The sequence below is a fragment of the Amycolatopsis viridis genome (assembly GCF_011758765.1).
In the GTDB taxonomy this organism is placed as follows: Bacteria; Actinomycetota; Actinomycetes; order Mycobacteriales; family Pseudonocardiaceae; genus Amycolatopsis_E; species Amycolatopsis_E viridis.
In genome coordinates, this window is sequence record NZ_JAANOU010000001.1 from 5,460,467 (window position 1) to 5,485,393 (window position 24,927).

General features: G+C 73.0%; 27 protein-coding genes and 1 riboswitch. Of the genes, 4 read left to right on the forward strand and 23 right to left on the reverse strand.

Annotation, left to right across the window (positions count from 1 at the left end; genetic code table 11):
- Positions 1-75: 75 nt before the first annotated feature.
- The 7 genes from FHX46_RS27015 to FHX46_RS27045 form a co-directional block, all read right to left on the reverse strand.
- Positions 76-1,611: a bifunctional uroporphyrinogen-III C-methyltransferase/uroporphyrinogen-III synthase gene (locus tag FHX46_RS27015; RefSeq protein ID WP_167120545.1), complete on the reverse strand. Its 1,536-nt coding sequence runs from the start codon at positions 1,609-1,611 to the stop codon at positions 76-78.
- 53 nt (positions 1,612-1,664) lie between these two features.
- Positions 1,665-2,630: a hydroxymethylbilane synthase gene (gene hemC / locus FHX46_RS27020; RefSeq protein ID WP_167120547.1), complete on the reverse strand. Its 966-nt coding sequence runs from the start codon at positions 2,628-2,630 to the stop codon at positions 1,665-1,667.
- Positions 2,627-3,952 carry a glutamyl-tRNA reductase gene (locus FHX46_RS27025; protein WP_167120549.1) on the reverse strand — a complete coding sequence of 442 codons (1,326 nt, stop codon included), beginning with the start codon at positions 3,950-3,952 and terminating at the stop codon, positions 2,627-2,629. Before FHX46_RS27025 ends, hemC begins: the two co-directional genes overlap by 4 nt.
- Positions 3,953-4,732, reverse strand: a complete 780-nt coding sequence (locus FHX46_RS27030; RefSeq protein ID WP_167120551.1) for a redox-sensing transcriptional repressor Rex — start codon at positions 4,730-4,732, stop codon at positions 3,953-3,955.
- 164 nt (positions 4,733-4,896) lie between these two features.
- Positions 4,897-6,405: a molybdopterin-dependent oxidoreductase gene (locus FHX46_RS27035; protein ID WP_313886254.1), complete on the reverse strand. Its 1,509-nt coding sequence runs from the start codon at positions 6,403-6,405 to the stop codon at positions 4,897-4,899.
- Between the two features lie 19 nt (positions 6,406-6,424).
- Positions 6,425-6,661 (reverse strand): glutaredoxin family protein, encoded by a 237-nt coding sequence (locus tag FHX46_RS27040; RefSeq protein WP_167120553.1) that lies wholly within the window; start codon positions 6,659-6,661, stop codon positions 6,425-6,427.
- Between the two features lie 7 nt (positions 6,662-6,668).
- The gene (locus FHX46_RS27045; protein WP_167120555.1) at positions 6,669-8,162 is read right to left on the reverse strand and encodes an AMP-binding protein; all 1,494 of its coding nucleotides are present in this window, start codon (positions 8,160-8,162) and stop codon (positions 6,669-6,671) included.
- 157 nt (positions 8,163-8,319) lie between these two features.
- Between FHX46_RS27045 and FHX46_RS27050 the strand changes: the two genes are divergently transcribed.
- Together FHX46_RS27050 and FHX46_RS27055 are read left to right on the forward strand one after the other, a co-directional pair.
- Positions 8,320-8,967 carry a sigma-70 family RNA polymerase sigma factor gene (locus FHX46_RS27050; protein WP_167120557.1) on the forward strand — a complete coding sequence of 216 codons (648 nt, stop codon included), beginning with the start codon at positions 8,320-8,322 and terminating at the stop codon, positions 8,965-8,967.
- Between the two features lie 40 nt (positions 8,968-9,007).
- Positions 9,008-10,003, forward strand: a complete 996-nt coding sequence (locus FHX46_RS27055) for a DUF5667 domain-containing protein (RefSeq protein ID WP_167120559.1) — start codon at positions 9,008-9,010, stop codon at positions 10,001-10,003.
- 3 nt (positions 10,004-10,006) lie between these two features.
- On the opposite strand, the gene FHX46_RS27060 is transcribed toward FHX46_RS27055, so the two are convergent.
- On the reverse strand, positions 10,007-10,321 hold the full coding sequence (locus tag FHX46_RS27060; protein ID WP_167120561.1) for a DMT family transporter: 315 nt from the start codon (positions 10,319-10,321) through the stop codon (positions 10,007-10,009).
- Between the two features lie 29 nt (positions 10,322-10,350).
- Positions 10,351-10,412, reverse strand: a riboswitch (guanidine-III (ykkC-III) riboswitch).
- 83 nt (positions 10,413-10,495) lie between these two features.
- Here FHX46_RS27060 and FHX46_RS27065 point away from each other — a divergent pair.
- Complete coding sequence (locus FHX46_RS27065) at positions 10,496-11,386, forward strand: HAD family hydrolase (protein WP_390622645.1); 891 nt, start codon at positions 10,496-10,498, stop codon at positions 11,384-11,386.
- Here the strand turns inward: FHX46_RS27065 and FHX46_RS28945 are convergent.
- The 14 genes from FHX46_RS28945 to FHX46_RS27130 all read right to left on the reverse strand — a co-directional run bounded on the left by FHX46_RS28945 (position 11,371) and on the right by FHX46_RS27130 (position 23,648).
- Positions 11,371-11,499, reverse strand: a complete 129-nt coding sequence (locus tag FHX46_RS28945) for a hypothetical protein (protein ID WP_279589487.1) — start codon at positions 11,497-11,499, stop codon at positions 11,371-11,373. The genes FHX46_RS27065 and FHX46_RS28945 overlap by 16 nt on opposite strands.
- A gap of 18 nt (positions 11,500-11,517) precedes the next feature.
- Positions 11,518-12,504 carry a lysophospholipid acyltransferase family protein gene (locus FHX46_RS27070; protein WP_167120565.1) on the reverse strand — a complete coding sequence of 329 codons (987 nt, stop codon included), beginning with the start codon at positions 12,502-12,504 and terminating at the stop codon, positions 11,518-11,520.
- A 28-nt stretch (positions 12,505-12,532) separates the two neighbouring features.
- The gene (locus FHX46_RS27075) at positions 12,533-13,558 is read right to left on the reverse strand and encodes an NAD-dependent epimerase/dehydratase family protein (protein WP_167120567.1); all 1,026 of its coding nucleotides are present in this window, start codon (positions 13,556-13,558) and stop codon (positions 12,533-12,535) included.
- A gap of 191 nt (positions 13,559-13,749) precedes the next feature.
- A complete protein-coding gene (locus FHX46_RS27080) occupies positions 13,750-13,851 on the reverse strand; it encodes a 30S ribosomal protein bS22 (RefSeq protein WP_017986394.1) in 102 nt (33 codons plus the stop codon).
- A 225-nt stretch (positions 13,852-14,076) separates the two neighbouring features.
- The gene (locus FHX46_RS27085) at positions 14,077-14,289 is read right to left on the reverse strand and encodes a helix-turn-helix domain-containing protein (RefSeq protein ID WP_167101042.1); all 213 of its coding nucleotides are present in this window, start codon (positions 14,287-14,289) and stop codon (positions 14,077-14,079) included.
- Positions 14,290-14,587: 298 nt separating this feature from the next.
- Complete coding sequence (gene proC / locus FHX46_RS27090) at positions 14,588-15,394, reverse strand: pyrroline-5-carboxylate reductase (protein ID WP_167120569.1); 807 nt, start codon at positions 15,392-15,394, stop codon at positions 14,588-14,590.
- Positions 15,395-15,417: 23 nt separating this feature from the next.
- Positions 15,418-16,245, reverse strand: coding sequence for a thioesterase family protein (locus tag FHX46_RS27095; RefSeq protein WP_167120571.1), 828 nt, complete (start codon positions 16,243-16,245; stop codon positions 15,418-15,420).
- Positions 16,242-17,168, reverse strand: a complete 927-nt coding sequence (locus FHX46_RS27100; protein WP_167120573.1) for a proline dehydrogenase family protein — start codon at positions 17,166-17,168, stop codon at positions 16,242-16,244. The genes FHX46_RS27095 and FHX46_RS27100 overlap by 4 nt, the downstream gene beginning before the upstream one ends.
- A 71-nt stretch (positions 17,169-17,239) precedes the next feature.
- Complete coding sequence (locus tag FHX46_RS27105) at positions 17,240-18,013, reverse strand: sugar phosphate isomerase/epimerase family protein (RefSeq protein ID WP_167121701.1); 774 nt, start codon at positions 18,011-18,013, stop codon at positions 17,240-17,242.
- A gap of 25 nt (positions 18,014-18,038) precedes the next feature.
- On the reverse strand, positions 18,039-19,580 hold the full coding sequence (locus tag FHX46_RS27110) for a hypothetical protein (RefSeq protein ID WP_208400306.1): 1,542 nt from the start codon (positions 19,578-19,580) through the stop codon (positions 18,039-18,041).
- An 88-nt stretch (positions 19,581-19,668) separates the two neighbouring features.
- Positions 19,669-20,676 (reverse strand): Ppx/GppA phosphatase family protein, encoded by a 1,008-nt coding sequence (locus tag FHX46_RS27115; protein ID WP_167120575.1) that lies wholly within the window; start codon positions 20,674-20,676, stop codon positions 19,669-19,671.
- A gap of 67 nt (positions 20,677-20,743) precedes the next feature.
- Positions 20,744-21,433, reverse strand: coding sequence for a response regulator transcription factor (locus FHX46_RS27120; RefSeq protein WP_167120577.1), 690 nt, complete (start codon positions 21,431-21,433; stop codon positions 20,744-20,746).
- Complete coding sequence (locus tag FHX46_RS27125) at positions 21,433-22,650, reverse strand: sensor histidine kinase (RefSeq protein WP_167120580.1); 1,218 nt, start codon at positions 22,648-22,650, stop codon at positions 21,433-21,435. Before FHX46_RS27125 ends, FHX46_RS27120 begins: the two co-directional genes overlap by 1 nt.
- Positions 22,651-22,757: 107 nt before the next feature.
- The gene (locus FHX46_RS27130) at positions 22,758-23,648 is read right to left on the reverse strand and encodes an oxidoreductase (RefSeq protein ID WP_167120582.1); all 891 of its coding nucleotides are present in this window, start codon (positions 23,646-23,648) and stop codon (positions 22,758-22,760) included.
- 67 nt (positions 23,649-23,715) lie between these two features.
- Between FHX46_RS27130 and FHX46_RS27135 the strand changes: the two genes are divergently transcribed.
- Entirely contained in the window at positions 23,716-24,342 is a 627-nt protein-coding gene (locus FHX46_RS27135; RefSeq protein ID WP_167120584.1) for a helix-turn-helix transcriptional regulator, read from the forward strand.
- Here FHX46_RS27135 and FHX46_RS27140 read toward each other — a convergent pair.
- Positions 24,328-24,927 carry a TetR/AcrR family transcriptional regulator gene (locus tag FHX46_RS27140; protein ID WP_167120586.1) on the reverse strand — a complete coding sequence of 200 codons (600 nt, stop codon included), beginning with the start codon at positions 24,925-24,927 and terminating at the stop codon, positions 24,328-24,330. The genes FHX46_RS27135 and FHX46_RS27140 overlap by 15 nt on opposite strands.

Genomic DNA, 24,927 nt, shown 5'->3' on the forward strand with positions numbered 1-24,927 from the left:
CACCGACGGTACTCCGGGCCCGGACGCGGCTCGGGGCCGCCCGTGACATCGCACAGGCGGCCCCGGCCGGGTCGATCAGGAGGAGCGGCGGGTGCGCTTCGCCTTGCGCGGCGGCGGCAGGGCGCCCTCGGCGCGCAGCTTGGCGGCGTGCGCGGCCAGCGCGTCGACCAGGTGCGGCACGTCCGCCACCTCCGGCTGCACGTCCACCCGCAGGCCGAACTCCACGGCGGTCTCCGCGGTCTTCGGCCCGATGCACGCGACCAGCGTGCGGGTGTGCGGCTTGCCTGCGATGCCGACCAGGTTCCGCACCGTGGAGGACGAGGTGAAGCAGACCGCGTCGAACCCACCGGTCTTGATCATCTCGCGGGTCTCGGCCGGCGGCGGGGCCGCCCGGACGGTCCGGTAGGCCGTCACGTCGTCGACCTCCCAGCCACGCTCGACCAGGCCGGCGGACAGCGTCTCGGTGGCGATGTCGGCCCGCGGCAGCAGCACCCGGTTCACCGGGTCCAGCACGTCGTCGTACGGCGGGAACTCCGCCAGCAGGCCCTCGCTGGACTGCTCGCCCTGCGGGATCATCTCCGGGTTGATGCCGAACGCACGCACCCGCGCCGCGGTGGCCTCCCCGACACAGGCGATCTTCACGCCGGAGAAGGCGCGGGCGTCGAGGCCGAACTCCTCGAACTTCTCCCACACCGCCTTCACCGCGTTGGCCGAGGTGAACACGATCCACTGGTAGCGGCCGTCGACCAGGCCCTTGACCGCGCGCTCCATCTGGGCGGGGCTGCGCGGCGGCTCGACCGAGATCGTCGGGACCTCGTGCGACGTGGCGCCGTGGATGCGCAGCCGCTCGGCCATCTCACCGGCCTGCTCCTTGGTGCGCGGCACCAGGACCTTCCAGCCGTAGAGCGCCCGCGACTCCCACCAGGACAGCTTCGACCGCTGCCCGGCCTGCTCGCCGACGGTCACCACGAGCGGGCCGGCCAGCTCACCGGCGTCCTGCGACAGGGTCGCCAGGGTGGTGTCCACCGTGCGCTGGGTGTTGATGGTGCCGTTCGCGGTGACCGCGACCGGGGTGGTGCCCGCCAGGCCGTGCTCGGTCAGCGCGCCCGCCGCCTCGGCGAGCTGGGCCGACGTCGCGTGCAGCACGATCGGGCCCGGCGCCGCCGCGACCTTCGCCCAGTCGACGTCACCGCGGACGTCGACGTCGGTGTAGCTGCCGCCGAGCGCGATACCGGCGTACGCCGGCACGGCCGAACCCGGCGTGATGCCCGGGACGACCTCGAAGACCGCGCTGGTCTTCGCGACGGCCTGCACCTCGGCCACGGCGGCGGCGTTGGTCAGCGGGTCACCGCTGGACAGGCGCAGCACCAGCCGGCCGCCCTTGGCCTCGTTCGCGAGGTCCTTGGCGACCTCGGCCGGCTCGCCGACGGCCGGCCGGACCTCGGCGTCCGCGCTGGCGCCCGCGAGCACGCCGGCGGGCACGTCGGGGTCGGTCACCACGACCTCGGCCTTCGCCAGGAGCTCCTGGGCACGTACGGTCAGCAGTCCGGCGTCGCCGGGGCCGGAGCCCACGAAAGCGACGCGCCCAGCGGTTGTCCGCGCGGGGGTCATCGTGTCTTTCTCCTATTGATCGGCGCGAGCGCGCCGAGCCGTTCGAGGAACTTTCACCGGTTTTCGCGGCCCGGGCCGGACAATGCGCCGGCTCCGAGGTCGAGCAGCTCCGCGGCCAGATCGCGGCCGAGTTGCTCCGCTTCGCTCTTGCCGGCGACCGCCGAGGCGCGCAGCAACTGCACGGACTCGTCGTCGAGGCCTGCGGCGGCGACCCCACGAAGCGAGACGCGCTCGACCACGCGGGCGTCCTCGCCTGTGTCTTCGTAATCCTCCACAACCTCGGCGAGTGCGCCGACGGGCGCGCTGCAGCCGGCTTCGAGCGCGGCCAGCATGGCCCGCTCCGCCGTCACCGCGGCCCGTGTCGCTTCGTCGTCCACAATGGACCGAAGAAGGTGTTCGATGTCCACGTCGTCGACGCGGCACTCCACCGCCAGTGCGCCCTGGGCGGGCGCGGGCAGCATCTGGATCGGGTCCAGGGTCTCGGTGATCACGTCGGCGCGGCCGAGGCGGACCAGGCCGGCGCGCGCGAGCACGACGGCGTCCAGTTCGCCGTCGAAGACCTTGTTCAGCCGGGTGTCGATGTTGCCGCGGATGGGCACGACCTCGAACCCGAGGCCGAGCGCACGCAGCTGCGCCGTGCGGCGCGGCGAGCCGGTGCCGATCCGGGAACCGGACGGCAGCTCGCCCAGGGTCAGCCCGTCGCGCGCGATCAACGCGTCGCGCGGGTCCTCCCGCGGCGGCACGGCGGCCAGCACGATGCCGGGCTCCGGCGCCGTGGGCAGGTCCTTGTACGAGTGCACCGCGACGTCGACCTGCTTGTTCAGCAGGGCCTCGCGCAGCGCGGAGGTGAACACGCCGACACCGATCTCCGCGATCGGCGCGCTGGAGCGGTCGCCGGGCGTCGTGATCGTGACGATCTCGACCTGCTCACCCGCCTTGCGCAGCACGTCGGCGACCGTGCCGGTCTGCGTCCTGGCGAGGGCACTGCCCCGCGTCCCGATCCGAATGGTCCTCGTCACTGGGTTTCACCGTCTGTCCTGGGCAGGCGCTCGGGGGTCGGGCTCGACACGACGGCCGGCGAGGCCGGGTCGAGCTCGAACAGCTCCCGCAGCGCGTTGGCGTAGTCCGTGCCCTGGGTCTCCGCGGCGAGCTGCTTGACGCGCACCGTCGGCGCGTGCAGCAGCTTGTCCACGACCCGGCGCACGGTGCGGTTGACCTCGTCGCGGACCGCGGTGTCGAGGCCGGGCAGCCGGTGGTCCAGCCGCAGCATCTCGGCGTCGACGACCTCGGCGGCCCGCTTGCGCAGCGCGGTGACGGTCGGGGTGACCGCCGCGCTGCGCTGCGCGGCGAGGTACTCGCGCACCTCGTCCAGCACGATGCCGTTGGCCCGGGCGAGCTGCTTGGCGCTGCCGGCCGAACCCCGGTCGTCCATCCGCTTCCGGACGGTCTCCAGGTCGACCAGCCGCACGCCGGGCAGCGTGTCCACGTCCGGGTGCACGTCCCGCGGCAGGCCGAGGTCGCACACCACCACCGGGCGACCGCCGCGGGTCCGCAGGTGCTCGGGGGTGACGACGACGTCCTGCGCACCGGTGCAGGCGACCACCACGTCCGCGTCGGCCAGGCGCTCGGCCAGCTCGTCCATGCCGGCCGCCACGGCGGGCACACCCTGCTCGGTGACGTTGGCCGCGAGCCGCTCGGCGTTGGCCAGGGTCCGGTTCACGACCGTGATCCGGCCGATGCCGGCCTTGCGCAGCTGGCTCGCCGACAGCGCACCCATCGAGCCGGCGCCGACGATCACCGCGTGCTTGCCGGTGAGGTCGGGCGCCTCGCCGAGGGCCTCGGACACCACCGACGCGCCGAGGTGGTCCAGGCCGGTCTCGGTGTGCACGCGCTTGCCGACCCGCAGCGTGGTCTGGATCAGCTCGTGCAGGGTGCGGCCGACGGTGCCGGCCTCGCGCGCGGCGGCGTAGAAGTTGCGCACCTGGCCGAGGATCTGGGTCTCGCCGACGACCATCGAATCCAGGCCGGCGGCCACGGAGAAGATGTGCTCGACGGCGGCACCCGCGTAGTGCACGTACAGGTTGTCGTAGAGGTCGGCCGCCGCGCAGCCGGCCTGGCGGGCCAGGACCTCGGAGATGTCGGCGAGACCGCCGTGGAACGCCTCGACCACCGAGTAGACCTCGATGCGGTTGCAGGTCGAGACGACCATGACCTCGTTCACGTGCGGCGACTGCTGGAGCTCGTGCAGCACCTTGTCCAGCTCGGTGGCCGGGATGGCGACCTTCTCCAGCGTGCGCAGGTCCGCAGTGCGATACGACAGCCCGACGGCCAGGACACTCACTTACCGCACCACCATTCCGTTACCCACGTTCTCCGCTCGCCGGGCCACGTGGAACGACAGGATCTGCAACTCCACGGCCAGGTCGACCTTGCGCACCTCGACGTGCTCGGGCACCTGGAGGACCACCGGCGCGAAGTTCAGGATGCACTGCACCCCGCCCGCCACCAGCCGGTCGGCGACCGTCTGCGCCGCGGGCGGCGGCGTCGCGATGACGCCGATCGAGATCCCCCGCTCCGAGCACACCTCGGGGATGTCGTTGAGGTGCGACACCGGGATCCCGCCGACCGGCACGCCGATCAGGTCGGGGTCGATGTCGAACAGCGCCTCGACCGGGAACCCCCGGCCGGGGAAGCCTCCGTAGTTGGCCAACGCATGACCGAGGTTACCGATTCCGACGACGGCCACCTTGTGCTGTCGCGTGAGTCCCAGTGTCCGTTCGAGCTGCCCGACCAGCACCGCGACCTCGTAGCCGACGCCACGCGTGCCGTACGAGCCGAGGTAGGACAGGTCCTTGCGCAGCTTGGCGGAGTTCACCCCGGCCGCGGCGGCGAGCTCCTCGCTGGCCACGGTGGTCGCGCCCTGCTCGGCCATCGCGGAGAGCACGCGCAGGTACACGGCGAGACGGGCGACGGCGGCCTCCGGGATCGCGCGGACCCGGGCCTCCTCGGCGCCGTTCTCGGTGACCGCGGGCATCTCCGCGGTCGGGGCGTTGTCGGCGTCCGGCGTGGACAGCTTTCCGGCGACGGCCGCACCGTTGCGCCGGCCACGCTGTGCCACCACGCCGGCCTCCTCGTTCCGCCCGTCGACAAGCCTCGAATTTCCCCTTGACCCGGGCCGAGAAGTCGGGTTCGATGCACGGCCGTCGTGAGGGGTACCGGGAATACGGTAGCCACTTGTGAACGCAGGCACAAAGTGGCTGGTCAGGCGCATGACCGAAGCCACACCTAGCGTGCGGTGAAGGATATCGTGTGCCAGCCGGTGGCGCCGTCCGGAACGACATCCGCGAGCTGGTCGGTCTGGGTGTAGCCGTGGCGGTCGGTCGCCCGCACCCGCACGACGTGGCTGCCCCGCGCGGCGGCGGCATCAACCCACCACATCCGCCACGCGTCCACCGTGACCTCGGTGGACAGCTCGGCCGGCACCCACGGCCCGTCGTCCACGCTCACCTCCACCCGGTCGATGCCGGTGTGCTGCGCCCACGCGATGCCCGCGATCCGGACCCGCCCGGCCGGCACCGCGTCGTGCGGGGCGTCGATCCGGGACTCGGTCTTGACCGGCGCCTGCTCGGCCCAGCCGCGCTGGAGCCAGTACGGGGCCCGCGCGTCCCAGGTGGTGACCTCCAGGTCGGTGACCCACTTCGTCGCGGACACGTAGCCGTACAGCCCCGGCACGACCAGCCGGGCCGGGAACCCGTGCTCGATGGGCAGCGGCTCGCCGTTCATGCCGATCGCGAGCATCGCGCCGACGCCGGGATCGGTCATCGCGGACACCGGGGTGCCCGCGGTCCAGCCGTCGGCGCTGGTGGAGAACACCTGCTCGGCGCCCGGCCGCACCCCGGCCTCGCCCAGCAGGTCGGCCAGGTCCACGCCGACGAACCGCGCGGTGGAGATGTACGGCCCGCCGACCGGGTTGGACACGCAGCACAGCGTGACGATCCGCTCGACCAGCGGGCGGTCCCGGATGTCCGCCCAGGAGTACCTGACCTCGCGCTCCACCATGCCGTGGATCCGCAGTGACCAGTCCTCGGTGCGCACCTGCGGCACGACGAGCGCCGTGTCCACCCGGTAGAAGTCCGCGTTCGCGGTGAGGAAGGCCGGGGTGCCGAACTTCGCGAAGTCGGCGCCGGCGGGCACCGGCGGTGCGGTCCGCGCGGGCACCAGCGGCCCGACGGCGGCACGGGAACCGGCCGCGTCCCGGCTGGTGCCGGCGAGCTGGCCGGCGATCCCGGCGGCCCCGGCCCCGGCCGTCGCGAGCAGGAAGTTCCGCCGCGCGGCCGACTCCGGCCACCCGGCGAGCGCGGTCCGGTGCAGCCATGCGAACACCGCGAGCCCGGCGACCAGGCTGGCCACCGGCGCGAGCAACGCGACCTGCCCGAGGTCCGGCCGGGTGACGACGGCGACCCCGCCGAGCACGCCGACCACGGCGACGAACACCAGGCCGGGGGCGGCCCGGCGGCGCGCGGCCAGCCCGGCGGCGACCGCCAGCGCGAGCGCCACCACCGCCATTCCGGCCAGCAGCACCGCCTTGTCCGCGGTGCCGAACGCCGCGACCGCGAAGTCCTTGAGCCAGGTCGGGGTCAGGTCGATCGCCGCGTCACCCACGGCGACGAACGGCGAGGCGCCGGCGCCGACGAACCCGGACACCAGGTGCCCGGCACCGAGTGCCGCGACCAGGGAGACCACCCCGGTCAGCGCGGCCACGGGTGCGGACAGCCGGGGCGAGTCGGTGCGCACCCCACCAGTCTGACCCCGCTCAGGCCAATGCGGCGCGGAAACGGTCCTCCTCGACCTTCCAGTAGCCGTGCTCGGCACCGTCGACGAGGATCACCGGCACCCGGTCGCCGTACTCGGCCTGCCAGTCCGGGTCGCTGTCGACGTCCTGGGCGCGCCACGGCACGCCCAGCTCGGCGCAGATCCGCTCGACGTCCCGCTCCGCCTGGACGCAGGACGGGCACCCCTGCCGGGTCATCACGGTCACTTCGTGGGCCATGGCGAAATCATCCTCGCAGCTGGACCCGGCGCAGCTTGCCGGTCGGGGAATGCGGCAACCGCTCGGCGAACTCGACGGCGTGCGGCACCTTGTACCCGGCGAGGCTGGCCGCACAGTGCTCGACGACCTGCTGCTCGGACAGCGACGCCCCGGCGGACGGCACGACCACCGCCTTGACCGCCTCGCCGCTGCGCTCGTCGAGCACGCCGACCACGGCGACCTCGGCAACCTCCGGCAGCTGCGCGATGACCTCCTCGACCTCGTGCGGGAACACGTTGAAGCCGTTGACGATGATCAGGTCGTTGGCGCGGTCGACCAGGTGCAGGTCGCCGTCGCTGTCCAGGAAGCCGACGTCGCCGGTGCGGAACCAGCCGTCGGCGTCCGGTCCGTGCGCCCCGTCCGGCCAGTAGCCGGAGAACAGGTTCGCGCCGCGGATCGCGACCAGGCCGGTGCCGTCGCCGTCCTCCTCGAAGACGTCCTCCGGGTCCTCCGGATCGAGCGGCACCGGTTCGCCCGAGCCGTCCGGGCCGACCAGCCGCACCTCCACGCCGGGCAGCGGGCGCCCGGTCGAGCCGGGCTTCGGGTAGCCGGTGACCAGCGTCGACGTCACCACCGGCGCGGTCTCGGTGAGCCCGTAGCCCTCGAAGACGCCGAGCCCGGTCTTCTCCCGGATCGCGGCCAGCACCTTCGGGTGCAGGGGTGCGGCGCCGGAGGTGAGCAGCCGCACGGTCGCCAGGCCGGCGGCCAGCTCGTCCGGTTCCAGCGCGGCCAGCTCGGCGTACATCGCGGGAACGCCGCCGATCACGGTGACCCGGTGGTCGGCGCACGCCCGCAGCGCCTGGCGGGCGTCGAACCGCTCGGCGAGCACCGCGGTCGCGCCGGACGCGGCGCTGAGCAGCAGGCCCGGACCGAGGCCGTAGACGTGGAACAAGGGGATCGCGATCAGCACCCGGTCGTCGTGCCCCACGGGCGCCGGGTCGAGCCGGCCCAGCTGGTCGAGGTTGGCCAGCAGCGCGCGGTGGGACAGCATCACGCCGCGCGGCGGACCGGTGGTGCCCGAGGTGTAGGACAGGACGGCGATGTCCTCTCCCCCGCCCGTGGCGGGGAACTGCGCTCCGGGACCGAGTTCCGGCCGCAGCACGGGCGCCCCGGCGGTGCCGTCGTCGGGGTTGCGGCTGATCACCAGGGTCGCGCCGCTGTGCGCGAGCACGGGGTCCAGCTCCGGCCGCGGAGCGAGCGGCGAGACCGGCACCGCGATCGCACCGGAACGGGCGACACCGAACAGGCTGACCGCGAAGTCCGCCGACGTGGGCAGCCGCAGCACCACCCGGTCACCGGCTCGCACGCCGTGGTCCGCGAGCCGCTGCGCGAGCCCGCCCGCGGCGGCGTCCAGCTCGGCCCAGGTCAGGCTCACCCCGCCGGTGGTGTCGATCACCGCGACGGCGTCCGGCCACCGCTCCGCGGCGCCGGCGAGCAGGTCGGCGATGTTGACCGTGTGCATGTGGCCAGTGTGGCACCAGGCGCCGCCCGTCATGGGGTGGTCCGGCGATCGTCGCTCTTCCGGGAGCCAGCACTACCTACTTCCGGGTAACTACCCGTATGCTGCTTCTCGCGCGTCGGAGTGGTGGTGATCACTCGGGTCGGACAGAGGAGTCGCCGTGACGAACTGGCTTGCCGCCCGCCCAGCGGGCCTGCACGTCGGCACGGTCGCCCGCGCGGCGGAGGTGCCGGACGAGCAGGCGGGGCCCTGGGCCCTGGTCCGCGCCGCCCAGCAGGGCGACACGGCCGCTTTCGGCGTGCTCTACGACCAGTACGTGGACGTCGTGTACCGCTACGTGTACTTCCGGCTCACCGACCGCGAGCTCGCCGAGGACATCACCAGCGAGACGTTCCTGCGGGCGCTGCGCCGGATCTCGACGGTGAGCTACCAGGGGCGTGACGTCGGCGCGTGGTTCATCACCATCGCCCGCAACATCGTCCTCGACCACCTCAAGTCCAGCCGCTACAAACTCGAGGTCGTCACCGGCGAGATCGCCGACTCGGGCACCGCGCCGTTCGCCGCCGCGAGCGGGCCGGACGCCGGGCCGGAGCAGCAGGCGGTCACGAGCGCCACCCGCGACGCCCTGTTGTCCGCGATCGCCGGCCTGGGCGACGACCAGCGCGAATGCATCGTGCTGCGGTTCATCCAGGGCCTGTCGCTGGCGGAGACCGCGCGGATCATGAAGCGCAACGAAGGTGCCATCAAGGCGCTCCAGCACCGCGCGGTGCGCAAGCTCGCGCAGCTCCTGCCGGACGGGTGGCGCTGAGCGGCGTAACGACCGCGCGGTTTCCCTCGTTGCAGCACATGTGGACGAGCCCCGGTGGTCGGCGCGCGAGCTGGAGGTCATCTCCGGACTACGCGGACTCGGGCGTGCGGTCGAACCGGACGACGACACCCGGGCCCGCATCCGCGCGGACATCTCCCGGAAGCTCGCGGCCGAGCCGAGCCGCCGGCGGCGGGCGGTGGCGACGTTCCTCGCCGCCGCGGCCGCGCTGGTCGTTCTCGCGGGCGGGCTCGGCCTGGTGCTCTCCCGCGGAGCGCTGCCCGGCGACCCGCTCTACGGCGTGAAGCTGGCCGGCGAGAACGCCGAACTCCAGCTCACCTTCGGCGACGGCGCGCGGGGGGCGAAGCACCTGCAGTTCGCCACGAACCGGCTGACGGAGCTCTCCGCGATGCGGTCCCCGGCCACCAGTGAGTTTCTGACAACGTTGTCGGCATTCACGTCGGAGGCAACGGCCGGCAGTGCGCAGCTCACCGCGCTCGGCGTGGCCGGCGACAGCGGGCGGCTGGAGCAGCTGCGGACGTGGACGCGCGAGCAGAGCGGCAAGCTGGACGGCCTCGCGGTCCCGGACGGAGCGCGGCCCGAGTTCACGCAGGCGGCCGAGCTGCTGAACCGCATCGACGAGCGCGCCGTGGCGCTGTCCGAGCGGCTGTCCTGCTACCGGATCACCACCGGTGCGGCCGACGAGCTCGGCGCCGTGCCCGCCACCGGCGAGTGCACCGTGCCGCCGCAGGCCACGCCCGGCATCCCGTCCGGCGCCCCGCTGCCGCCGGTCAGCGCGGTGGCACCGCCGCCGGTCGCGATCCCGGCCAACCCGGCCACGCCGGGCACGACGCAACCGGTGGTGCCCCCGGCGACCGGTCCCGTCCCGTCGGCCGGCGGGCACGCGCCGACCGTGTTGCCGCCGCCGATCAGCGCGCCCACCGCAACCCGGACACCGGCGCCGCCGACCACCACGCCGCCGCCGCTGATCTCGCTGCCGCCCTTGCTGCCGGGCCTGCCCGGGCTGGGGATCGGCTGACGATCAGTGCAGGACCTTGAGTCCGAGCACCCCGGCGACGATGAGCCCCAGGCACACCAGCCGGGTCGCGGTCACCGGGTCGCCGAGGGCGACCATGCCGTACACCGCGGTGCCGATCGCACCGATGCCCACCCAGACCGCGTAGCCGGTCCCGATGGGGATCGACCGCATGGCGAAGGACAGCCCGGCCATGCTGGCGACCAGGGCGACGGCAAAAACCACGCTGGGCAGCGGGCGGCTGAACCCGCGGGCGGCGTTGAGGGCGGCCGCCCACACGGTTTCGAGCAGGCCGGACACGATGAGCACGAGCCACGCCACGGGTACCTCCGAAGACTGAAGCGACGTTGTCTGCGTCGTCTTGTCCTGCCGGGTACGACGTCCCTCGTCCGGGGTGGCGCGCCACCACCGCCGAGAATACCCGCCGACGCCATCGCCTGATCCGGATCTGTGACGTGCTCGCTACGCTGATCCCTAGGACAAGCGCAGGAGGCGGTGTGCGTGTGGCGGAGCAGGGGTGAGAGCCCGGAGCGCGAGCGGCTCGCCGAGATGGCCGGGGAGGCGTCGGCCGACGCCGCCGTGGCCATGGAGTCCCAGCCGGACGCACCGCCGGCACCCCCGGACCTGACCGCCGCCGCGTTCTTCGACGTCGACAACACGATGATGATGGGCGCGTCGATCTTCCACTTCGCCCGCGGCCTGGCGGCCCGCAAGTACTTCACCACGTCGGACCTGGCCGGGTTCGCCTGGCAGCAGATCAAGTTCCGGGTGGGCGGGCGCGAATCGCACAGCGGCGTCCAGTCGAGCCGGGAACAGGCACTGTCGTTCGTCGCGGGCAAGACGGTCGCCGAGATGAACCAGGTCGGCGAGGAGATCTACGACGAGCTGATGGCCGACAAGATCTGGTCGGGCACGCGCGCGCTGGCGGAGATGCACCTCAACGCCGGTCAGCGGGTCTGGCTGGTCACGGCCACCCCGGTCGAGCTGGCGGCGATCATCTCCCGGCGGCTCGGGCTGACCGGCGCGCTGGGCACGGTCGCCGAGCACGTGGACGGCGTGTACACCGGCCGCCTGGTCGGCGATCTGCTGCACGGCCGCGCGAAGGCGCACGCGGTGCGGGCGCTCGCCGCGCGGGAGGGCCTGAACCTGCGCCGCTGCACGGCGTACTCGGACTCGTCGAACGACATCCCGATGCTGTCGGTGTGCGGCACCGCGGTCGCGGTCAACCCGGACGCCGGGCTGCGCGAGGTGGCGCGTGCCCGCGGCTGGGAGATCCGCGACTTCCGGACCGGCCGCAAGGCGGCGAAGATCGGGGTGCCGTCCGTACTGGGGGCCGGTGCACTGGCGGGCGCCGTCGCCGCCGGAATGGCCTACCGCCGCCGCTGATCCCGGTCCTGGGTCGACTGGCCCGCCGGAATTCCGGTGACCAGGTTCGCCAGCTTCAGCACGGTGCCCACGGCCCGGCCCACCGCGTACCCGATGCGCTTGATCAGCCCCATGCCCCCAGCATGGCACGGTCAGTCCCGGAACGGGCTGCGCCGGTGCGCCAGCCGCCGGTACAGCGTGGTCTGGATGACCTCCCGCACCTGGTCGGTCAGCGAGAACACCAGCATCGGGTCGTCGCGGTCCTCCTCGGCGTAGGAGTCGGTCCGGATCGGCTCCCCGAACTCGATGTGCCACTTCGTCGGCAGCGGGATCGCGCCGAGCGGCCCGAGCAGCGGGAAGAACGGCGTGACCGGGAAGTACGGCAGCCCCAGCAGCCGCGCCAGCGGCTTCAGGTCGCCGATCTTCGGGTAGATCTCCTCCGCGCCGACGATGGCGCACGGGATGATCGGCACCCGCGTGCGCAGCGCCGCGGACACGAACCCGCCGCGCCCGAACCGCTGCAACCGGTACCGCGCCGAGAACGGTTTGCCGATGCCCTTGTAACCCTCCGGCCACACGCCCACCAGCTCACCCGAGCACAGCAGCCGCTCCGCGTCCGCCGCACACGCCAGCGTCTGCCCGGTCTTGCGGGCGAGCGTCCCGAGCAGCGGTGTCTGGAACACCAGGTCTGCACCGAGCATCCGCAGGTGCCGGCCGGGGGTCTCGTCGTGCACCGCGATGGCGGTCATCACCGCGTCCAGCGGCAGCGTGCCGGAGTGGTTGCACACGATGAGCGCGCCGCCGTCGTCCGGCAGGTTCTGCGTGCCGTGCGTGGTCACCCGGAAGTACTTCTCGTACAGCAGCCGCAGCGGCGGCAGCAGCAGGGTGTCGGTCAGCTCGGCGTCGAAGCCGAACTGGTCGACGGCGTAGTCGCCGGTCAGCCGGTGTTTGAGGAACCGCACGAGCCGGGAGACGGCGTCCGGTGCCGGTGCCGGCTCCGCCGCCGGTGCGGTCTGCCCCGGAAAGGCCACCACGGGCGCGTCGGCCGGGGTCTGCCCGGGCCGTGGCGGCTCGTCCGCCGGCTTCTCGCGCCCGGGTGCGTGCAGGGGGATGACCCGTGCTTCCGCGCTGGTCGTCACTTCTTCGGCCCCGCTTTCCTCTCTCTGGTCATCGGATCGCCGCCAGCACCTTGTCGGCCGCCGCGGCTAGCTGCGCGCCGTCCAGCACGGGCCGCAACCCGCGTCCGGTGACGTAGTCGTCGAAGGCCGCCGCGGTGGACCACCGCGGCCGGTAGCCGAACACCTCGGCCAGCCGGGTCGTGTCGACGACCCGCCCGTAGTTCAGCAGCCGAACCTGGTCCGGCGAGAAGTCCGCCTTCGCACCACGCAGCACCTTGGCCACCGTGCCCACCGCGGCACGCGGTACCGGCAGCTCGACCCGGCCCGCCCGCCGGATCGCCTGTGACAGGGTGAGTACCCCGTCACCCCCGGCGTTGAACACCCCGGGCTTGTCCTCCAGGGTGGCCTGCTCCAGGATCGCCAGCGCGTCGGAGGCGTGCAGCAGCTGCAACCGCGCGTCGTAGCCCAGCACGGTGGGCACGACGGGGAGCGCGAAGTAGCGGGCCAGCACGGTGTCCACGTCGGGCCCGATGACGTTGGTGAAGCGGGTGGTGGTGATGGTCAGGTCGGGGCGGCGGCGGGCCAGCCCGCGCACGTAGCCCTCCACCTCGACCGCGTCCTTCGCGTAGCCGGTGGACGAGGCCGGGATGAGCTCGGCGTCCTCGGTGAACACGGCCGGCGACCGCGGCCCCGCGCCGTAGACGGCGGCGGTCGACTTCACGACGAGTTTGCGCACCTTCGGGGCCCGCTGGCACGCGGCGAGCAGGCGCATGGTGCCGATGACGTTGACTTCCTTGATCGCCGTGCGGCGGGCGGGCCCCGCCGGGTGCACGGTGGTCGCGCAGTGCACGACGGTGTCGACGCCGGCGGAATCCAGAATCCGGGCGATCAGCGGGTTGCGGATGTCGGCCCGGACGAACTCGCCGTGGCCGAGGCGCTGCAGGATCGCCTTCGACGGCGGCGCGGTGTCGACACCGATCACCCGCTCGACATCCGGGTTGTTGCCCAGCCGTACCAGCAGCCTGCCGCCGAGTTCGCCGCTGACCCCGGTGACCAGCACGACAGTGGACGCCATGAAACCCCCTGACACGGGTGTGGACGTGGTGTTCGCGGCAGTGGCCGATGCTACCCCGCAACCCGGCCCGAGTCAGGTGCGCTCACCCCCTGTTAACCCAGGTCAGGGACTTACGCCGGGAATGCCGGAAAAAGGGCACGCGGCCCGCCCAGGATCTGGACGGGCCGCGTGCGGAGCGTTCGCGCAGGGACTTACTTGCCCTGCTTGCGCCGCTGCATCCGCGTGCGGCGCAGCAGCTTGCGGTGCTTCTTCTTGGACATGCGCTTGCGGCGCTTTTTGATCACCGAGCCCACGGGTGCTCCTTCACGTTTCGTCTGCTTCACACGCTGCCCAGCGCAACGTCCAAAGAGTTGAAGCGCTACAGGCACGAGCGGCCTTCAAGGTTACCGGGCGGGCCCGCGCACCGGCGCGGGCCCCCGGCCTAGTGGATGTTTCGCGCGGCGGAGCCGCCGGCACTCCCGCCGGGCGGGCCGCCTCAGGCTCCGCCGCCCGCACCACGCACGAGGCTCTTCCTGTCGTCAGCCCACGTCGAAGTAGGCGCTCTCCAGGTATTCGTGCACTGCCTTCTCGGGCACCCGGAACGACTTGCCGACGCGAACGGCCGGTAGCTCGCCCGAGTGCACGAGCCGGTAGACGGTCATCTTGGAGACCCGCATCAGCGCAGCCACCTCGGCGACCGTCAGGAACTGGACCTGCCCGACTGCGGGCACGTCCTTGTTGTTCGACGGCATACGTCACCGTGCCCTTCGACACGTGTCGTGCCGCTCGGCTTCCCCACCGGGCGGTACCGACACGCACGTGCTTCACCCTTGAGGGTAGCGGGACAGCTGGGGCCAATGCGACGCCCGGACGGTACTTTCCCGCGAAAGTGCCCGGTCGGCGGCGCCCGTTCGGCCTAGTCGGAGAACCGGCGGGTGCCCTTCCGGCCACTGGTCAGGCCCGGAAAGCGAGAGGCATTCGGCCGCACCCCCAGCGGCCGAATGCGACCGGAAGCGTACCAATCCGGCACCCGCTTGAACAGCGTTCTCGCTACTCGTGGGCCTTGCCGAGCTCCACCGAACGGTCCCGGGCCGCCTCGATGGCGGCCAGGAGCGCGGCCCGCACGCCGTGCTTCTCCAGCTCCCGGATGGCGTTGATCGTGGTGCCCGCGGGGGACGTGACGGCCTCCCGGAGGATCACCGGGTGCTCGCCGGTCTCGGCGAGCATCTTCGCCGCTCCGACGGCCGACTGGATGATCAGCTTCTCGGCCACCGCGCGCGGCAGGCCGAGCAGGATACCGGCGTCGATCATGGCCTCGACCAGGAAGAAGAAGTACGCCGGGCCGGATCCGGACAGCGCGGTGACCGCGTCCTGCTGCGACTCGGGCACCTCGACGACCTGGCCGACGGTGGACAGCATCTCCGTCACGAGCGCGACGTGCTCGCGGGTCGCGTGCCTGCCCGGCGACACCGCGCTCATCGCCTCGCCGACGACCATCGGCGTGTTCGGCATCACCCGCACCACCGGCACACCGTCCGGCAGCCACCGCTCGTACAGGCTCGTCGGCAGGCCCGCGCACAGCGACACGACCAGCGAATTCGGTCCGACCAGCGGCGCCAGCTCGGCCAGCACGGGCTCGATGTCCTGCGGCTTGACCGCGACGACCAGCACGTCGGCGCGTTTGGCCGCCTCCGCGACCTCGACCCCGGCGATCCCGTACCGCTCGGTCAGGTCCGCGGAGCGCTCCGGGTGGCGTTCGGTGAACAGCAGCTCCGCCGGGCCGCGCCCGCCCTGCAACAGGCCCGCCAGCAGCGCCTCACCGATCTTCCCCGCCCCGAGAACCGCAATCACCGTCATGCCACCAGCGTGCCAAAGCCACCTCAGGGCGCCGGTGCCAGGGCCAGCTGCCGCGCCTGGCAGACCAGCTTCCCGGCGGAATCGATCACCGTCGCGTCCGAGTCGAACCACGCTTCCTGCACCGTCCGGCAGTCGACCTGGACGCGGAGCCAGCCGGGCGCCGGGCGCGCGCGGACCAGCGCGGTCAGCTGGGCGGTGGGGGCCCAGCCCGCCCGGCCCAGGTTGACCACCACGGGCGGGTTGATGTCGCCCGCGAGCAGCGCGAAGAAGGCGTCCGGTGCCGCATGCCGCGGCTTCACCCACAGCCGGAGGCGGGGCGGGTCGCCGGGCCGGCCGGTCAGGAAACCGGCGGTCGCGGGGTCCACCCGCACGTCGCAGCCCTTGGCCAGGTTGAACACGCCTTCCGCGGTTTCCCCGGCGAGGTGGATCGCCCGCGACGGCGGCTCGGCCGGCATCCGCGGGAGGTCCGTCCAGTCCGGCCGCCGCACCGGCAGCCGCCCGGTGGTGACCGTCGCCTCGACGCAGCTGCGCCCGCGCTGCTCCAGCCGGACGGCGACGACGGTCGCGCGGCGGCCGACCTTGCGGATGTCGGTGCGCAGCAGCGCCGGGCCGATGGCGGGCGGGCGCAGGAACTCGGCGCTCACCGCGAGCGGATCGGTGGAGGGCTCGCCGTGCTCGGACAGCACCGCGAGCGCCGCGCGTGCCATCAACGCGATCACGAATCCCCCGTGCGGGTGGGTACCGATGGACCACTCGTGCCGCAGGTCGGCGGTCAGCGTGCCGTCCCCCAGCGACCGGACCGCGCACGCCACTTCGAACACGGCGGGGTCGGGGACCTCTGCGACGCTCACGAACGGCTGACCAGCGCGCGCAGGAAGAACAACAGGTTCGCGGGCCGCTCCCCGAGCCGCCGCATCAGGTACGGGTACCAGTGTTCCCCGAACGGCACGTAGACGCGCACGGTTTCCCCCTCGCCCGCCAGGCGGCGCTGCTCGTCGGGCCGCACGCCGTAGAGCATCTGGTACTCGTAGCTGCCCGGCTTGCGGCCGTACCAGCGGGCGCGTTCGGCCAGGATGGCGATCAACCGGGGGTCATGGGTGGCGAACATGGGGTAACCATCCCCGGCCAGCAGGAGATTCGCACAACGGACATAAGCCAGGTCCACCTCGTGGACACGCGAGTACGCCACCTCGTCCGGTTCGGCGTAGGCGCCCTTGCACAGCCGGATCCGCGAGCCCGCGCCCGCCAGGGCCCGCACGTCGTCGCCGGTCCGGCGCAGGTACGCCTGCAGCACGCCACCCACCCACGGCCAGGTGCGGCGCAGCTCGCCGAGCACCCGCAGCGTCGCGTCCGTCGTGGTGTGATCCTCCATGTCGAGGGTCACGGTGGTGCCGCACTGCTCGGCCGCCGCGCACACGCGGTGGGCGTTGTCGAGCGCGAGCCGCTCGTCCAGCCGCAGCCCGAGCGCGGACAGCTTCACGCTGACCTCGGCCCGCCCGGCCAGCCCCGCACCGTAGAGGCGGTCCAGCAGCGCGAGGTAGGTCTGGACCGTCTGCTCGGCCTGCGCGGGCTCGGTCACGTCCTCGCCGAGGTAGTCCAGGGTCACCGACAGCCCGTCGCCGGTCAGCCGGGCCACCCGGGTGACCGCGTCAGCGACGGTGTCCCCGGCGACGAACCGCGCCACGACACCCGAGGTCCCCGGGGCAGCCGCCACGAGCCGGCGGACCGCGTCGCTTCCGGCGGCGGCGAGAATCAGCGATCGCAGCGGGTTCACAGCCGGAACTTTACGTGTTCATCCATCGGAATCCCACGATCCAACCCGGAAAGTTGATCTTGTAGCGGCGCTCACCGACCGAGGTGGAACCGCGCGAACAGCAGCGCTTCGGCCAGGTCACGGGCGCGGTCGGCGGCGTTCGCCGCGCGGCGCGTGTTGACCTCCAGGACCACCTGGCCGGAGAAGGACGCCGCCACCAGCTTCTCCAGCAGCTCCGCGCACGGCTGGTTGCCGCGGCCTGGCACCAGGTGCTCGTCCTTCGGGATCCCGGTGCCGTCCGCGAGGTGCACGTGGGTCAGGCCCGGTCCCATGCGGTCGGCGAGCGCCAGCGCGTCCATCCCGGCGGCGGCGCTGTGCGACAGGTCCAGCGTGTAGTGGCGGTAGCCGACCTCGGTCGGGTCGATCGACGGCCGGAACGCGGACACGCGCGCGTCCCGGCGACCGCCCGGCGGCCGGACCTTGAACATGTTCTCGACCGCGATCTCGACGCCGGTCCCGTCCTCCAGCTCGGCCACCAGGTCGGCGAAGGCGTCGCCGTAGCGGCGCTGCCAGCGGAACGGCGGATGCACCACGACGGTGCGCGCCTCCAGCTCGAGGGCCGCCTCGACGCTGCGGCGCAGCCGCACCACCGGGTCCGGCGACCACACCCGCTGCGTGATCAGCAGCGACGGCGAGTGCACCGACAGCACCGGCACGCCGGTCTGCCGGGACAGGCGCCGCAGCGCGCCGACGTCCTGGCTGAGCGGGTCGACCCAGACCATCACCTCGACCCCGTCGTAGCCCAGCCGCTGGGCCAGCTCGAAAGCCGCGCCGGCCCGCAGCGGCCAGACCGACGCGGTGGACATTCCGATCGGTACCGGCACGCTCGCCTTACCTCGACAACAACAGCAGGGCCGCGGGCGAGACGGTCACCACCAGGCCGACCAGCACCGCCAGGACCGTGGTCTGGATGTCGTCGGCGCGGCGGATGCGCCGGACGATCCACACCAGCCCGACGATCACCGCCAGCGCGGCGATCAGCGCCGCCGCCGGGATCTTGCCCCACAGCCAGTTGAAGCCCAGCCACACGGCCGCGCCACCGACGACCCCGCCGGCGAGCTGACCGGCCATCGAGAGCCACTGCTTCGCCGGCGACGGCTCCGCCGCCGGTTCGGCCTCGGGCTCGGCGTCGGCCCCCTCCGGCTCCGCGGGCTCCTCGTCGTCGTCGTAGCCGGGTCCGGCGCCCTCCTCGGCCGGGGCGAAGTCGCCGAACTCGCCAGCGTCCTCGACGTCCTCGTCGTCCTCGGCGAACGGGTCGTGGAACCCGGTGGCCTCCAGGTCCGGTCCGGGCTCGTCCGGCTGCGGCGGAGCGCCGGGCGGGAACGTCGCGGGGTGGAACCCGGTCGGCTCGTCGGGCCCGGCGGTGTCCCGGACCGGCGGCATGATGCCGACCTCGGTGTCCTCCTCGGCGCGCGCCTCCTCCCGGCCACGGCGCCAACGTTGCAGGCCCGCGGGCGGGACGGCCAGCCCGGCCGGCGGCGCGTCCGGCGACAGCTCCTCGGCCGGTTTGATCTCGCCCACCGGTTCGAACTGCTCGGTGCTCGGGTCCGGCGGCGGGACGACACGTGCCGGGGCACGCCGCGGACGGCCCGGCGGCGGGAACGCACCGGTGGCCCGCCCGCCGGTGGGCGGGACGTCCGGGTCGACCGGCGCGTCGAGCCCGTCCAGCCGCGCGGCCAGACCGGTGTGCGTCTCCTCGCCCGGCGGACGGCGGCGCAGCGGTGGCGGTGCCGCCTCGGCGGGCGGCACCGGCAGGGCGCCGGAGTCCTGCGGCGGCAGCGGCAACGCGCCCGACTCCTGCGGCGGACGGCGCAGGTACGCGGAGTCCTGCGGGTGCGGGCGCCGCAGCGGCATCGAATCCTGCGGCGGCGGCAACGCCCCGGTGTTCGGACGCGCGAAGCCGCCCGAGTCCTGCTGGCGGCGCGGGAGCGCGCCCGGCGGCTCCGGCGCCAGCGGCCGCGGCATCGCGGCGGAGCTCTGCTGACCCGGCGGAACGGGCTGACCGGGCGGGTCCGGCAGGACCGGCCGCGGCATCGCCGCGGAACTCTGCTGACCCGGCTGGACCGGCGGCGGGCCCTGCTCGGGCCGGCGGAACCCGCCCGGCTCCGGACGGCCCGGCGAGTCGGGCACGGCCCGGCGGCCGCCGTTGCGCCCCGGAGGGGCACCGTTCGCGCGGACCCGGTCGATGATCGCCTGCGGGCCGGTCTCGGTGACGTCGTGGCCGCGGCGCGGGCCGTCGGCCTCCTCGGGCGCCACGTCCTCGTCGTCGGCCGCGCGTCGGCGCCGCCGCCGGCCCTCGATGTTCCCCCCGTGCAGGGCGAGCAGCTCGGCGACGGTCTTCTGCGAGCGGTCTTCTCGGCTCTCTCGGCTCATCGTGTCATCCCAACCAGCGCGTAGGGCCACAAGACGCGGGCTCGTGTACCGCACACGCCCACCACCGCCTTACGCATCCTTCCGCCTTTCACCGTGCCTGATCGAGCTCACCGAGGTCCAGCCGTGTGCTGTCACCGGTGGTTCTGCCGCGGCGAACAGCCGCCTCGTCACCGTTGGAGTGATCAAGCCGCCGCAGGATGACGCCCTCTCGCAGCGCCCAGGGGCAGATCTCCAGTTCGTCCAGCGACAGCGCCCGCATCGCGGCCTGGGCCACCAGCGCGCCGCCGGCCAGCTGGTGCGCGCGGCTCGCGCTGACGCCCTCCAGCTCGGCGAGGTCGGCCGCCTCCATCCGGGAGATGAAGGCGATGAGCTGCCGCAGTGCGGTCTGGGACAGGGTACGGCGTACCCGCGGGCCGGCTGCGGAGGGCGCCGCCCCGGTCAGCCTGGCCAGCGAACGGAAGGTCTTCGAAGTCGCCACGACGCGGTCCGGCGGCCCCAGCTTGGCGACCCGTCTGGCCAGCGGCGCGAGCTGGTCCTCCAGCCACGCGGAGGTGGACACCAGCTCGGACCGGGTCGGCGGGTCGTGCGCGAAGCGGGTGCGGCTGATCCGGCCCGCGCCGAGCGGCAGGGACTCCGCCAGCGACGGCTCCTCGTCGATCCCCATCGCCACTTCGAGCGAACCGCCGCCGATGTCGAGCACCAGCAGCTGGCCCGCCGACCAGCCGAACCACCGCCGCACCGCGAGGAAGGTCAGCCGGGCTTCGTCGACCCCGGACAGCACGGTCAGCTCGACACCGGTGGCGTCGGCGACCCTGCGCAGGACCTCGGAGCTGTTGTCGGCCTCGCGCACCGCCGAGGTGGCGAACGCCATCAGCTCCTCGCAGCCCAGTGCCGCCGCGGCGACCTTGGCGTTCTGCACCGCCTCGACCAGCGCCTGCGCACCCTGCTTGGTGAGGTGGTTGTGCTTGGTGATCTGCTCCGCGAGCCGCAGCACGGTCTTCTCGGAGTGCATCGGCGTCGGGTGGGCACCGCGGTGCGCGTCCACCACGAGCAGGTGGACGGTGTTCGAACCGACGTCGAGTACCCCTAGGCGCACAAAACCCTACGGTACCGGTACGTCCCGTGTGCGGCCGCAAAGTGCCGGATAGGCCACCTCCGCTTGCTCAGGACTCGAACTTGTACCCGAGGCCGCGCACGGTGACCAGGTGGCGCGGCGAGCCCGGATCCGGCTCGATCTTCGAGCGCAGGCGCTTGACGTGCACGTCCAGCGTCTTGGTGTCGCCGACGTAGTCCGCGCCCCACACCCGGTCGATCAGCTGCCCGCGGGTGAGCACCCGGCCGACGTTGCGCAGCAGGTATTCGAGCAGGTCGAACTCCTTGAGCGGCAGCGACACCTCGCCGCCGTCGACGGTGACCACGTGCCGCTCGACGTCCATCCGCACCGGGCCGGCCGCCAGCACGGGCGGCGCCAGCTCGCCGTCGCCGCCGGTCTCGCCACCTCGCCGGAGCACCGCGCGGATGCGGGCGATCAGCTCGCGCGCCGAGTACGGCTTGGTGACGTAGTCGTCGGCGCCCAGCTCCAGGCCCACGACCTTGTCGATCTCGCTGTCCCGCGCGGTCACCATGATCACCGGCACGGCCGAGCGCTGCCGCAGCTGCTTGCACACGTCGGTGCCGCTCATCCCGGGCAGCATCAGGTCCAGCAGGACGATGTCCGCCCCGTTGCGGTCGAACTCGTCCAGGGCCTGCTGGCCGTTGGTGGCGACCGCGGCCGTGAACCCCTCCTTGCGCAACAGGAAGGCCAACGGGTCGGCGAAGGACTCCTCGTCCTCGACGATGAGCACTCTCGTCACTACTTTCCTCCCTGGTTCCGGCCGTCCTTGGCAGCGGTCACGAGCCGCGACAGCTGCGCGGGGGTCTGGTCGTCGCGGGCCTCGGGGGTTCCGTCCCCGTTGCGCCCGGACTGGTGCATCGGGATCCGCAGCGTGAACGTCGATCCCGTGCCCGGCCTGCTCCACAGCTTCACGTCGCCGCCGTGGTTGGCCGCGACGTGCTTGACGATGGCCAGGCCGAGCCCGGTGCCGCCGGTGGCGCGCGAGCGCGCCTTGTCCGCGCGGTAGAAGCGTTCGAAGACGCGCTGCTGGTCCTCCTCGGCGATGCCGATGCCGCGGTCGGTCACCGCGATCTCGACCATGCCGTCGGACAGCCGCCGGCTGATCGTCACCGGGCTGCCGGGCTGGGAGTAGTTGACCGCGTTGTCCAGCAGGTTCGACAGCGCCGTGACCAGCAGCGTGCGGTCGCCCTCGATGAGCAGGCCGCTGGGCGCGTCGGTGGTGATCTCGATCTCGCGGGACTCGGCGGACAGCCGGGTGCGGCCCAGCGCCTCCCGCACCACTGCGTCCACCTCGACCACGTTCAGATCGGGCAGCCGCTCGGCGCCCTGCAGCCGGGACAGCGCGATCAGCTCGCTGACCAGGGTGCCGAGCCGGGTCGACTCGTGCAGGATCTTGCCCCCGAAGCGGCGCACCTCCGTCACGTCCTCGGCCGCGTCCAGGACCGCCTCGGCGAGCAGCGCGATCGCACCCACCGGGGTCTTGAGCTCGTGGCTGACGTTCGCGACGAAGTCGCGCCGCACCGCCTCCAGCCGCGCCGCCTCGGAGTGGTCCACCGCCTCGACGACGGTGAAACCCTCGCCGAGCGGCCGGATCTCGGCGACCACGGCCTCCGGCTGGCGGCCGCGGGCCTCCAGGGGCGACAGGTCGATCTCGAGCGGATCGCCGGTCTCCTCGACCTGTTCGGCCGCGACCCGCGCCCGCGGGTCCGCGCGATTGGCCTGGACCAGGCCGAGCGCCTCGGCGCGGTGGTTCGACAGCACCAGGTCGCCGAAGCGGTTCAGCACCAGGATCCCGTTGTTCGACGAGCGCACCAGCCTGAGCAGCAGTTCGGCGACGGTGGGACCGCTCGGCCGCCGCTGGGCCCGCCTGCGCTGCAACCGCGGAACGAGGAGACCGGCGATCAGGCCGACCAGCAGACAGCCGACGGCCAGCGCAACTGAACCCGGCGCACTCACGGGTGAATCGTAAGCATGGAAGTGGCTGTTCGGCCTAGTCCTGGCCGCCTTCTCGTGATGGCTGTGACACCTTCACCGTGCTTGTTTCCCCGCGCGTCAACCGGCGTTCACGCACCCAGTCCCGTCCCGTGACCATTCACCCGGTCGAGGCGCGCCAGGTCTTCTTCGGACAGCCGCAGCGACGCCGCCGCGATGTTCTCCTCGAGGTGCCCGACACTGCCGGTGCCCGGGATGGCGAGCACGTTCGGTCCCTGGTGCAAGGTCCAGGCGAGCCGCACCTGGGCCGGGCTCACGCCGTGGTCGTCCGCGACGGCCTGGACGGCCGGGTCCTCGGTGCCGCTGGCGATGGCGAAGAACGGGACGAACGCGATCTTCTGTTCGGCGCACAGACGGACGAAGTCGTCGTCCTCACGGCGGGCGGTGAGTCCGTACTGGTTCTGCACGCACACCACCGGCGCGATGGCCTGCGCCTCGGCCAGGTGCTCCGGGCCGACGTTGGAGATGCCCAGGTGCCGGATCAGGCCCTGTTGCTGCAGCTCGGCGAGCGCGCCGAACCGGTCGGCCAGCGAACCGCTGCCGCGGTCCAGGGTGCTGCCGATGCGCAGGTTGACGACGTCCAGGTGGTCGCGGCCGAGCTGGCGGATGTTCTCCTCGACCTGCAGGCGCAGCTGCTCGGGGCGCGCCTCGGGGAGGAACTCGCCGTCCAGGCCGCGGCCGGGGCCGACCTTGGTGGTGATCACCAGGTCGTCCGGGTAGGGGTTGAGGGCGGTGCTGATCAGCTCGTTGGCCGAGCGCAGTGGGGAGAAGTAGAAGGCGGCGGTGTCGATGTGGTTGACGCCCAGCTCGACGGCCCGGCGCAGGACGGCGACGGCCTGGTCGCGGTCGAGCTTCCCGCCGCCGGAGATCGCGAGCCGCATGGCGCCGTAGCCCATGCGGTTCACGGTCAGATCGCCCAGCTGCCAGGTGCCGGCCGCGCCGGCGTTGATCGTTTCGGTCATGACTCCAGCCTGGTCCGGTGATCGTGACGGCGCCGCAGGTTGGCAACTTGCTGCCACACTGGATGTCATGGACGTGCTGGTGCGGGGTGAGGCCGAGTTGTTCGCGCGGACGGCCCACCTCTTCTCCTCGGCCCGGGAGATCTTCTGCGCCGCCAACGACCTGCACACCTGGGCGGCGGCGCACCGGGCGCCGCACGCCCGGCACGACATGACCGGCAAGACCGTGCGGAAGCTGTACCGGCCGGCGTCGCTGCTCCAGCCGGGCGGGGTGGCGCACCTGCGTGAGCGGGAGCGGCTGGGCGCGCGGATCCGGATCACGCTGGACGAGATCAACGAGACGATCGTGCTGGACCGGAAGGTGGCGATCCTGGCCGGCGACGCGTCCGGCGGGGAGCGCGGCTACACCGTGGTCACCAGTCCCGAGGTGATCGGCAGCGTGACGAGCCTGTTCAACGCGGCCTGGCGGGCGGGCACCGAGCTGGCGATCTACGACACCGAGTTCCGCGAGGTGCGGGCCCTCGCGCCGCGGATTCTCGACGAGCTGGCATCCGGCAGCAAGGACGAGGCGGCGGCACGCACGCTCGGGCTGAGCGTGCGCACCTACCGGCGCCGGGTGGCCGAGCTGATGGCCGCACTCGGCGCGACGTCCCGCTTCCAGGCGGGCGCGCGAGCCCGGGAGCTAGGACTGGTCTAGCGCTTCGAGGTGAGCCCGCAGCGCCGCCAGGGTCTGCGCGGGCGACCACAGGTCCGGGTGCAGGATCCCGTTCAGGCTCAGGCCGTCGATCAGCGCGGTGAGCCGCCGCACCTCGGTGTCCGGGTCGTCGAGGTCCAGTGCGGCGAGGACGCGGGCGACCAGCGCCCGCGTGCCGGACGCCGCCTCGCGCGCCAGGTCCGCCAGCCGCTCGTCCGTGCGTGAGGCCACCACGAACTCGAGGAACACGGTGACTTCGGCTCGCCGGACGTCGTCGAGCGGCAGCAGTTCGGCCAGCAGTTCGGCCCGCTTCGCGCGGCGCTGCGCCGGGGACAGCCCGGCGACGTCACCGAGGGCGTCGACCTTCGCGGTGAGCCGCGCCGACACCCGGTCGATGACCGTCCGCATCGCGAAGCGCATCAGCTCGGCCTGGCCGTCGAAGTAGTGCCGCACCGAGCCGACGTTCAGGCCGGCTTCGGCCGCCACCGTCCGCAGTGACACGCTGGGCAGCCCCTCGCGCACGGCCAGCCGGAACAGCGCGTCGGCCACCTCCGCCCGCCTGCTCTCCGGATCCACGATCTTCGGCAC

Excerpts from the sequence above, each read along its gene's own strand:
- FHX46_RS27130 (WP_167120582.1), bottom strand. The coding sequence starts at position 23,648 with ATGACCGAAACGATCAACGCCGGCGCGGCCGGCACCTGGCAGCTGGGC.
- FHX46_RS27015 (WP_167120545.1), bottom strand. The coding sequence starts at position 1,611 with ATGACCCCCGCGCGGACAACCGCTGGGCGCGTCGCTTTCGTGGGCTCC.
- FHX46_RS27110 (WP_208400306.1), bottom strand. The coding sequence starts at position 19,580 with ATGAGCCGAGAGAGCCGAGAAGACCGCTCGCAGAAGACCGTCGCCGAG.
- FHX46_RS27040 (WP_167120553.1), bottom strand. The coding sequence starts at position 6,661 with ATGGCCCACGAAGTGACCGTGATGACCCGGCAGGGGTGCCCGTCCTGC.
- FHX46_RS27075 (WP_167120567.1), bottom strand. The coding sequence starts at position 13,558 with ATGGCGTCCACTGTCGTGCTGGTCACCGGGGTCAGCGGCGAACTCGGC.
- FHX46_RS27085 (WP_167101042.1), bottom strand. The coding sequence starts at position 14,289 with ATGCCGTCGAACAACAAGGACGTGCCCGCAGTCGGGCAGGTCCAGTTC.
- FHX46_RS27135 (WP_167120584.1), top strand. The coding sequence starts at position 23,716 with ATGGACGTGCTGGTGCGGGGTGAGGCCGAGTTGTTCGCGCGGACGGCC.
- FHX46_RS27045 (WP_167120555.1), bottom strand. The coding sequence starts at position 8,162 with ATGCACACGGTCAACATCGCCGACCTGCTCGCCGGCGCCGCGGAGCGG.
- FHX46_RS28945 (WP_279589487.1), bottom strand. The coding sequence starts at position 11,499 with ATGGGGCTGATCAAGCGCATCGGGTACGCGGTGGGCCGGGCCGTGGGC.
- FHX46_RS27105 (WP_167121701.1), bottom strand. The coding sequence starts at position 18,013 with ATGTCCACCGCGTCGGTCTGGCCGCTGCGGGCCGGCGCGGCTTTCGAG.
- proC (WP_167120569.1), bottom strand. The coding sequence starts at position 15,394 with ATGACGGTGATTGCGGTTCTCGGGGCGGGGAAGATCGGTGAGGCGCTG.